Raw genomic sequence first — 1243 nt, forward strand, 5'->3', positions numbered from 1 at the left:
AGGTCGGCGCACGACGCGCAGAAAAAACTGTTTCATAATCTACGCTCTAATAGCAACGGAATAGAGAAACGGGTTATCGAACTCGATATCGAAAAATGCTTCGACATGATAAGCCACACCAGCATAATGGAACGACTCATCGCCCCAAAAGGCATCAAGACCGGAATATTCCGCTGTCTAAAATCAGGAGTTAATCCAGAATTTCCCGAACAAGGAACCCCGCAAGGGGGCGTGGTAAGTCCATTACTCGCCAACATCGCTCTCAGTGGGATTGAGGAAATACACCAATCAGTCCGTTACGCGGATGACATGGTAATAATTCTGAAACCTAAAGATGATGCGGAGGCAATACTTGATAAAGTCAGCGAATTTCTGGCAGAACGAGGTATGAAGGTTAGTGAAAAGAAAACCAAGCTAACAGCTACGACAGATGGGTTTGACTTCCTCGGTTGGCATTTCAAAGTGCAAAACAACGGGAAATTTAGATGCGTTCCATCAGTGGACAATTTTAAAGCGTTCTGTCAGAAGGTAAAACACATCGTCAACAACTCGAATTATGGAGCCACACTCAAGGCTGAGAAATTAGCCCCTGTGGTTAGAGGCTGGAGAAATTACCACCGCTACTGTAAATTGGATGGGTCGCGGTTTTCACTGTGGTTCATCCAAAATAGAGCCTTCAAGGTATTCAATAAGGAAGCAAAAAAGAATCGTTATACTGTCAAGAAATTGATAGAAAAAGCGTTCCCGGCAGTTTCTTACTCCGAAAACAAATTTGTCAATGTCAAAGGGGAGAAATCCCCCTACGACGGAGATATAGCCTACTGGAGTGAGCGTAACAGCAAGCTCTATGACGGCGACACCTCTAAAGCCTTAAAACGGCAAAACCATAAATGTGGGAAATGTGGTCTAAAAATGCTAGGCGACGAAAAGGTACATCTACACCATGTAGATGGAAACCATAATAACTCGAAAACTAATAACCTCTTAGCGGTTCACGAAAGCTGCCACGATTATCTCCACATGAGCAAAGGCGAAAGCCAAGAACATCGGGAGCCGGATGCGGGGAAACCAGCACGTCCGGATCTAACTGAGAGGTGCGGAGGATAATACCTCCCATCGACTCAACCATGGGGAATCGCCACGACTCAAAACGGGCGCAGAGGGATTGTTAGACTAGCAACGGTTAGCAGAACCCTATGAAGCGTCAAGAATCACCGCGCATTTATGCCGGTGAGTATTTCAA

At 45.5% G+C, this 1243-nt stretch carries 1 protein-coding gene; it reads left to right on the forward strand.

Annotation, left to right across the window (positions count from 1 at the left end; all coding sequences use genetic code 11):
• The coding region (locus QT992_RS33400) for a reverse transcriptase domain-containing protein (protein ID WP_333378766.1) at positions 1–1107 on the forward strand (1107 nt) is incomplete at its 5' end.
• Between the last annotated feature and the right edge of the window lie 136 nt (positions 1108–1243).

Source organism: Microcoleus sp. T3_D1 (genome assembly GCF_036700405.1).
Classification (GTDB): Bacteria; Cyanobacteriota; Cyanobacteriia; order Cyanobacteriales; family Microcoleaceae; genus Microcoleus.